This is a genomic window from Irregularibacter muris, from assembly GCF_024622505.1.
In the GTDB taxonomy this organism is placed as follows: Bacteria; Bacillota; Clostridia; order Eubacteriales; family Garciellaceae; genus Irregularibacter; species Irregularibacter muris.
Window position 1 is genome coordinate 107,609 of sequence record NZ_JANKAS010000010.1, and the last position, 7,487, is coordinate 115,095.

Annotated in this window: 10 protein-coding genes and 1 rRNA gene; 2 read left to right on the forward strand and 9 right to left on the reverse strand. The window is 33.9% G+C overall.

Annotation, left to right across the window (positions count from 1 at the left end):
• Positions 1-209: 209 nt before the first annotated feature.
• Together codB and NSA47_RS11175 are read right to left on the reverse strand one after the other, a co-directional pair.
• Complete coding sequence (codB, locus tag NSA47_RS11170) at positions 210-1,445, reverse strand: cytosine permease (RefSeq protein ID WP_257532020.1); 1,236 nt, start codon at positions 1,443-1,445, stop codon at positions 210-212.
• A 333-nt stretch (positions 1,446-1,778) separates the two neighbouring features.
• Positions 1,779-2,030, reverse strand: coding sequence for a sigma factor G inhibitor Gin (locus tag NSA47_RS11175; protein WP_257532022.1), 252 nt, complete (start codon positions 2,028-2,030; stop codon positions 1,779-1,781).
• Between the two features lie 206 nt (positions 2,031-2,236).
• Here NSA47_RS11175 and trxA point away from each other — a divergent pair, with 206 nt between their 5' ends.
• Positions 2,237-2,566 (forward strand): thioredoxin, encoded by a 330-nt coding sequence (trxA, locus tag NSA47_RS11180; RefSeq protein WP_257532023.1) that lies wholly within the window; start codon positions 2,237-2,239, stop codon positions 2,564-2,566.
• Between the two features lie 162 nt (positions 2,567-2,728).
• Here trxA and NSA47_RS11185 read toward each other — a convergent pair whose 3' ends face one another.
• Genes NSA47_RS11185 through NSA47_RS11195 form a run of 3 tightly spaced genes read right to left on the reverse strand, consistent with a single transcriptional unit; the run spans position 2,729 to position 3,895 of the window.
• Positions 2,729-3,253: a DUF6106 family protein gene (locus tag NSA47_RS11185; protein ID WP_257532025.1), complete on the reverse strand. Its 525-nt coding sequence runs from the start codon at positions 3,251-3,253 to the stop codon at positions 2,729-2,731.
• A 21-nt stretch (positions 3,254-3,274) separates the two neighbouring features.
• Complete coding sequence (locus NSA47_RS11190; protein WP_257532027.1) at positions 3,275-3,661, reverse strand: zinc-ribbon domain-containing protein; 387 nt, start codon at positions 3,659-3,661, stop codon at positions 3,275-3,277.
• A gap of 57 nt (positions 3,662-3,718) precedes the next feature.
• Positions 3,719-3,895, reverse strand: a complete 177-nt coding sequence (locus NSA47_RS11195) for a helix-turn-helix domain-containing protein (protein ID WP_257532029.1) — start codon at positions 3,893-3,895, stop codon at positions 3,719-3,721.
• Between the two features lie 255 nt (positions 3,896-4,150).
• Here NSA47_RS11195 and NSA47_RS11200 point away from each other — a divergent pair, with 255 nt between their 5' ends.
• A complete protein-coding gene (locus NSA47_RS11200) occupies positions 4,151-4,309 on the forward strand; it encodes an aspartyl-phosphate phosphatase Spo0E family protein (RefSeq protein ID WP_257532031.1) in 159 nt (52 codons plus the stop codon).
• Positions 4,310-4,520: 211 nt separating this feature from the next.
• Here the strand turns inward: NSA47_RS11200 and rd are convergent, their stop codons facing one another.
• The 4 genes from rd to rrf form a co-directional block, all read right to left on the reverse strand.
• Entirely contained in the window at positions 4,521-4,682 is a 162-nt protein-coding gene (gene rd / locus NSA47_RS11205; protein ID WP_257532033.1) for a rubredoxin, read from the reverse strand.
• Between the two features lie 140 nt (positions 4,683-4,822).
• The gene (locus NSA47_RS11210) at positions 4,823-5,428 is read right to left on the reverse strand and encodes a uracil-DNA glycosylase (protein WP_257532035.1); all 606 of its coding nucleotides are present in this window, start codon (positions 5,426-5,428) and stop codon (positions 4,823-4,825) included.
• Between the two features lie 146 nt (positions 5,429-5,574).
• On the reverse strand, positions 5,575-7,116 hold the full coding sequence (locus tag NSA47_RS11215; protein ID WP_257532036.1) for a GerMN domain-containing protein: 1,542 nt from the start codon (positions 7,114-7,116) through the stop codon (positions 5,575-5,577).
• A 165-nt stretch (positions 7,117-7,281) separates the two neighbouring features.
• Positions 7,282-7,398, reverse strand: a 5S ribosomal RNA gene (gene rrf, locus NSA47_RS11220).
• Positions 7,399-7,487 lie beyond the last annotated feature (89 nt).

A 7,487-nucleotide genomic window follows, 5' to 3' on the forward strand; every position in this document is an offset into this window, starting at 1 on the left:
CATTCCCCTTTCAAATAGTTATTAGACTTATTGTACTCAGTAAATAGAGATTTTGTTTTGCCTAGAGGCTTAGGGTTTGTTAATGAAGCAATCCAGGTGTTTCAAGTTAAGTGTTTGAGCACCAACAAGTTGCAGGCGTGTCCTGGCATGAATTTACAAACACTTCGCCTCAGAGCATTGACAAATTGAATTTTAATGAATATAACAACTTATTTATTATTGATTAACTCAAATGCATAATAGACTACAGCGGATACCACTAAGGAGTTTACTGGAGCAATTCCCCATTTTACAAATACTCCTACTAAAGAACCTGCTACCACAGCCAAAATGGCCCCTGTATTAATTGATTTTTTCTCATAAGCTTCATTTTCATAATTCTTTCTATTCATAAAGTAGTCAATGATAATGACTACGCCAACTGGTGGAATCATGCCTCCAAGTAAGCTTAGATAGGTTACGAAATTATTATATAGCCATAGAGCTGCCACTGTACCAATGGCGCCTCCAATAAGAACCATAGGCTGCATTTTAATTTTAGTGATATTGGCAAGACCTAGTCCTGAGGTATATAGAGCATTATTATTGGTGGTCCAAATATTTAATCCTAATACCACAATTGCTGGTATCATCAGTCCTTGGGAAATTAGGATGTCAAAGATATCAGGACTTCCCGTAACAGCTCCCCCTACCGCTCCAAAGATGAACATTATGCTATTTCCGATAAAGAAGGCGATTACAGTAGCCCATACCGAAATCTTAGGGGTCTTAGAAAAACGAGTAAAGTTAGGCGTACCTGTTCCTCCACTGACAAAGCTACCGATAACGATGGAAAGAGCTGCTGCCATGGTCAAGGGTGCTGCAGGAACTTCTGCAAAGACATTTTGAAAGCCATTTACTTGGTTAATTCCAAAATTGACAGAATATATTCCTAAAATAGCAATTAGTGGAACAGCCACTGAACCTAAAACTGCAAGAGCTTTAATTCCTTTATAGGCTGTTGCCGTCATTAAAATACCGGTTACTACAATCAAAAGTGTGGTATTGATGTTAAATAAAGTTCCCACAGGTAGAGCAAACATGGCTACCCCTACACCAAACCAGCCAATTTGTGTAAAACTGATTAATGCTGAAGGCAAATAGGATCCCTTTTCTCCAAAGGAATATCTAGCCAATAAATCCAAAGTAAGTCCTGTTTTTTGACCAATATAGGCCAAAGCTCCAGTATACAATCCTAAAAATGCATTTCCCAAAATCATAGCCACAAAGAAGTCTCTCATGTTCAGGCCAATGCCTAGATTTCCCCCTGCTGTCATGCTAGGAGAAAAAAAAGTAAAACCTACCATTACTACAAGTACTGCCCAAAAACCTTGTCTACTGCCTTGATCAACTGCTGATAGTGAATGTTCACTATCTATTGATTTTTTAGTTGTTGCATCTGCCATGTTAATCCCCCTTTACATTTTGATGTAACCAGTTACATTTTGTTTTAAAAAAATATCGCAAAATTAATAATTCCTTTAGGACTATATTGTATATAACAGTCTGTAAGCGGTTACATTTTTATACTAATATATATTCGCTACTTTCTTAAAAATTCCTTCTTTATTTTTTAAATATTTTATTTTTTCTAAAAATGGACAATATATTCTCTATCTCTCCTACTATAAAGCGGCTATCCTCCCTATAGAAATATCAGAAAATTTACTTCCGAAGGGCATGACCAACTTTTTTATAAAAAAAATGCGTGTAACTACCACGCATTTTTCTTGAGTTCACTATTTTTTATTGACTAAACAATGACTTTTCCAAGCATTTTTTACTTTGTTTACGTTGTCTTCATAATCAGGATCCTCTGAACTAGATTGTAAGAGTTTTTCCTCGCACTCACTACACATCCACTGACTTAGGACGTATAAACCTTTTATGCGCATACTCCCACAAAAACCACAGGTTTTCATTTTTTTCATATCCATCACCCATTTAAGTTTTTTATTATCTTGATTATTACCACTTTTTAAAAGTTTCATTCCATTGGCTCCTAATATTATTTTATTTTGAATATTTGTCTATTATTAACGATTAATCTAGGGACATGGATTATATTAAATTTTTATCACTTCAAAAATTGAAGTTAATGCATAATATGTATTGAAACTTTATCAAAATATGTTATGATAAAGTTAAAGGAATATGGGTAATAATATTAAAGATATGATGAAAGGAGAATGTTATCATGGCTAATGAAAAAGTTGTTATCATAACCCAGGATAATTTTGAACAAGAGGTAGAAAAAAGTGATCAACCTGTATTGGTGGACTTCTGGGCTGAGTGGTGTGGACCATGTCAAATGGTAGGACCTATTATCGATGATTTAGCAGGAGAATATGATGGTAAAGCCAAAGTAGCAAAGCTAAATGTTGATGAACAAAAAGACTTAGCACGAAAATTCAGGGTAATGAGTATTCCTTCTGTTTTATTCTTTAAGGATGGAAAAGAAGTTGATCGTTTGGTAGGTGCCCAGGATAAAAGCCAATATGCTTCTAAGTTGGATAGCTTATTATAAGAATAACAGCAAAGCAGCTCTAGAAAAATAGAAAAGCTTAGTCCCAAAGGGACATGACCAACTTTCTTACTTCATAAAAAAAGACCCTAGGGTCTTTTTTTATTGAAATAAAATCTTATCTTTAAGAATACACCCCGGGATGTATTTTAAGTCCAATTGGTTTTATCTTATTATTCTTTCTTCCCCTAATTCCTTTACCAATGCTTCTATCATTTTGTCACTGGGTTGGAATAGGAAGGTATGGAATTTATTATTCGCTTTAAAATAACCTCTATAGTAGCTCCTATCTTGAACTTTTCCTATTTCAAATTTATATCTTTTTGCTGCCTTTTTTTTAAGACAGTTATCCTTCTTTAATCGAGGTAAAGCGATTATAGAGTGAATATCTTCTAGAGGTACCTGTATGACCTCCCTTGTACGTTTTCCCAAGCTCCTATTAAAGCTTAATTTATTATGACTTAAAGTATATTCATAGGTAGTTAAATAGTGATTGATTAATTTTATATTGATTAAAATGGTTATTCCTATAATTCCAATACTCACATATCCCGCCAATCTGGCATTGGACAAATGGTTAAGCATATTGATACTGGCATTGATCATCAATATAAATATTAAAATTCCCACCATCCATTTCCAGGGAGATATTTCTCTTCTTTTTACTTCTTGGCTACACCGTAAGGCCATATTGTTTTGTCTCCTCTTTTTCTAATAGTAATAATATCCATCGCTCATAAACATACTAAAGACTGAAAAACCAATGATAGGTAAGACAATCAGCCAGATTATTCCCCAAACCACTGTAAATATAAGCAACCCTTTCCCAAATCTCTTCTTTTCTTCCATAGGATCATTTAGATAGATCAATCCTATAATAATGCCCACCAATGGCATAGCTATCGTTAGCAAGTAAAATAATACCTTTAAACCCGTGCTCATTGGTTCAGAGTAGTCTGAAGGCATAGGACTATGATATTCATGTACTGGTGGTCTATATTCATTCACCGGGGGTTTATTATGCAATGCTACCCCACAACTTGAACAGAAGTTGGCCTTATCTTCAGTGGCTGCCCCACAATTTTTGCAATATTTCATTTTTCTCACCTCTAGATTTTAATAATATCTTCATTTATCCTTCTTATCTATGTGTTTCTACACATCATTATAATGGGATTGTAAAAATTCTTCCAGGTCAGATTGTCTAATTCTCCACTCTTTCCCTAATTTTATTCCCCTTAGTTTATTGGTTCTAAGCCATCTATATATTGTGACTGTGTTTAATCGTAGCATATCCGCCACTTCCTCCACCATCAGCCATTCATATTCCATATTATTCCTCCGAAACGTTATCTTATATGTTCATAATAACACATAGAAATACTCCACACAATATAATAGTATTATAAATTAATATACAATACTATAATGTGCTATATTATGTCATATATTATCATAAAGTATTATATATTGTAATATTATACACTATTATGTAGTATAGTTTTATATATTTCATCTATGTTAGGTATTGTATTATAAAGTCTCTTATAATATACTATGAGTAACAACAAAAAAGGTGGTATTTCCATGAATCAAATGAAAAAATTACAGGAAAACCGTGAAATGCTCTATCATTTAATTTCTAATAGCCCCTTAAAAAATGAAGAAGTTTATAAGCAGAGTTGTGTTTTAGATGAGCTAATTGTCCAATATATGAAAAAGCAGATCTCAGCTCAAAAAATATAAAAGCCAGTTAGATTATTTATAATCTAACTGGCTTTTATATTTTTCTCATCCTACCAACAAAAAAGCGCCTAGCACCGCTTCTCGTAATATAGGAAAGTTAGTCTTGTTCGCAAGGAAATAAACTTTCCTATATCAAAATAAAAGCAGCTAGGAATATTTCCTAACTGCCCTAATGCCAATACTCATTTTAATGATTATGTAATGGATAAAATTAATCTATAGGTTGAAACATATCCTTTCCCACTCCACATAGTGGGCATACCCAATCTTCTGGTACATCTTCCCAAGTAGTTCCTGGTGCAACTCCATTGTCTGGGTCTCCTAATTCTGGATCATAAATGTAGCCACATGCAAGACATTCATATTTTTGCATTCTTTTCTCCTCCTTGTTTAAATAATTTATTTCATAAAACAACTATATCATACATTTATATTCATTATGTGTGATATCAATAGTTTTTATACCCTCCTATTTTATTATCAATCACATTTTTGTAAGGGTTATGATAATTTTTAGGAATGAATAATCCTCTTTAATTTCTTTACATCCTCAATGTAGATCTCCTTTAATTGTCGACGATATATGATGGACGCAGGATGGTAAAGAGGGTAAATATTCAAGGGTTTTTGGTATTGAGGTAAATGAATGGTCATAGGACTTCCGTGGACATCTCCTATTTTTATTTCTTGATCTTCACTTATGGCTTTTAAAGGCGTATTCCCTAAGGTCACGATTATTTTTGGCTCTATAATCTCTATCTCTTTTTCTAAATAGGGCTTACAAAGACTAATTTCTTCTTGGGTGGGAGGTCTATTGACCTGCCGATTGGTCTTGGGATTTATTTTAAAGGGTCTAAACTTAACTACATTACCGATATAGATATCTCTACGATCTATTTGAAGGATTTCTATAAACTCATCTAAGTTTTTACCGGCAGCCCCCACAAAGGGTTTTCTTTGCTCTATCTCTTGCCTTCCGGGGGCTTCTCCGATGAGCATAATCGCTGCATCTAAATCACCCGCTCCAAATACAATATCTTTTCTTGTATCCTGAAAGTTCTTTTCAAAAAAGTTTGTACATTCTTCCTTTAGAGCCAACCATTTTTCTCCCTTATCCATAATTCTTCACCCCACTAATCTCCTAATATTGTGTCCCAATTCCTAATATATATTATAAGAAAAAAGAAACAAAATATTATAAAGCTTATCATAAACAAAAGAGATATTTCTTGAGAAAACCACCTTTTTAAATAAAAGAAGCTTTCTTAGAATCTTCCCAAGGGATAACTGATATCTCCATGACCCATAAGGCTTTCTCTGACTGCTCCATCCACTAAAAACTGCACCTTGTCTATATTCCCTAATTCTGTTAGAGAATAAATGATTTGCTGAGTAATTCCTATCTCTTGTATACTTGCCCCGTATAAATTCTCACTAGAAAGATCTACATAAGCAATTCCATCTTTGACAGTAACACTACGAGTAGTAAGATCTTTTGTGAACATGCTTTGGGCATTGGCAACTCTTGGTCCTTTTTTTAATTCTTCTAGGATGATTTGCTCAATGGCTCTTCCATCTTTCTTTACACTTCGTACCTCAGTTACCATATCATTATAATCTCCATTACCTGTCTCTACAATATATTGATTCATAAAATAAAGCTTAATATCTACCTGATTACTAGATTGTGTTTTATTAGGCTCTGACGTTGATTTTGATTCTTTATTTTGGCTAGAATCATTTTCTTCTTTAGTATTTTCTTTAATATCTTCTGGATTTTGCTCGTCCAATTCAACATCTTTATTGGGAAGAGTATTGTTTATTTCCTCAATAGAGATGCTATTTTCATCATTGAAATCTGGAATATCAATATCTAGTTTTTGATTAATATCCCATGATTTTTGATGGATATTTACTGAAAGATTTGTAGTTTGCTGTGTCTCAGAGTCTAAAATACTTATAGCAACAACAGTATTTGCCCCTCTAATATAGTTTTTGTTGTCTAAAATAAAACTCATTTTAAGATCTACTTCCATATTAGAAGCCTTCAAGAACTTATTAATTGCCTCACTAGAATTATTTTTTATCTCTTCTTGGGTAAGATTTATATCCCTTGAGGTTGCTTGTTGCATTAAAAGTTCTATGGTCATATCTTTTGTTATATCATTGTTTAGGCTATCTAAAAGGATTTGTTTTACAAAGCTACTGGCTTTATCCTTTGGAAGGGTAATGACATACTCTGTTCCCTTTACTACCTCATTGGGAGTTTCTAACTCTACCCCTTTATTGATTACAATTTGTTTTTCATCAATTTGATCTATTAGAGCTTTTCTTGATAGTTTATTAAACTCTATCATCTGCTCATCCTGTATCATTTGCATCTCATTATTTTGCTCTGGGGATACATCCTTTGTATTATATAGAATGTATCGATCCCCTATCCCCCATAGATTGTTGATAAAAGGATATTTCATCGCTACTTTATCGCCATCGGTATATGTAACTCCTTCCACTGTGATAAATCCTGCCATGGATAGTTTCATATTTGATTGGCTTTTTTCACCTTCTACCTTTGTATCCACCTTTACACTGGAATTTTGCAATAATCCTGCCATCATTTGTGTTTCAAGATTATCTGATGAAATATCATCCATATTAAATTTCATTTCTACGGACGTCTGCTGTGACTGGATTTTCTCTGTTTTTGTAAGGGCCTCCTCTAAAACTGTTTTGGAAGATTGTGCACAGCCACTAATCATAAATAATAGAAGAACAATAGCAATAAAAAATAAAGTTCCTTTTTTCATAAAATTCAGCTCCTTTCCTGGGACATTTTATCCTGTGCCTACCACCCAATCATTATAACATTGTACCCCCTAGATAGGCAAAAAGCCCTATAGGAAAACACACCTTAAAAATAAACAAAAGACACAAGGGGGCAGTCCCTTATGTCTTTTCAAAAAATAAAAAAAATCCCGCAACGACCTACTCTCCCAGGACGTCACCGTCCAAGTACCATCAGCGCTGGAGGGCTTAACTTCTGTGTTCGGCATGGGAACAGGTGTGACCCCTCCGCTATTGTCACGGAATCTTTCTTAGAGTTTATGCTCTTTGAAATCTACACAAGGAAAATTCTTTTAGGTCAAGCCCTCGACCGATTAGTATCAGTCAGCTCCAT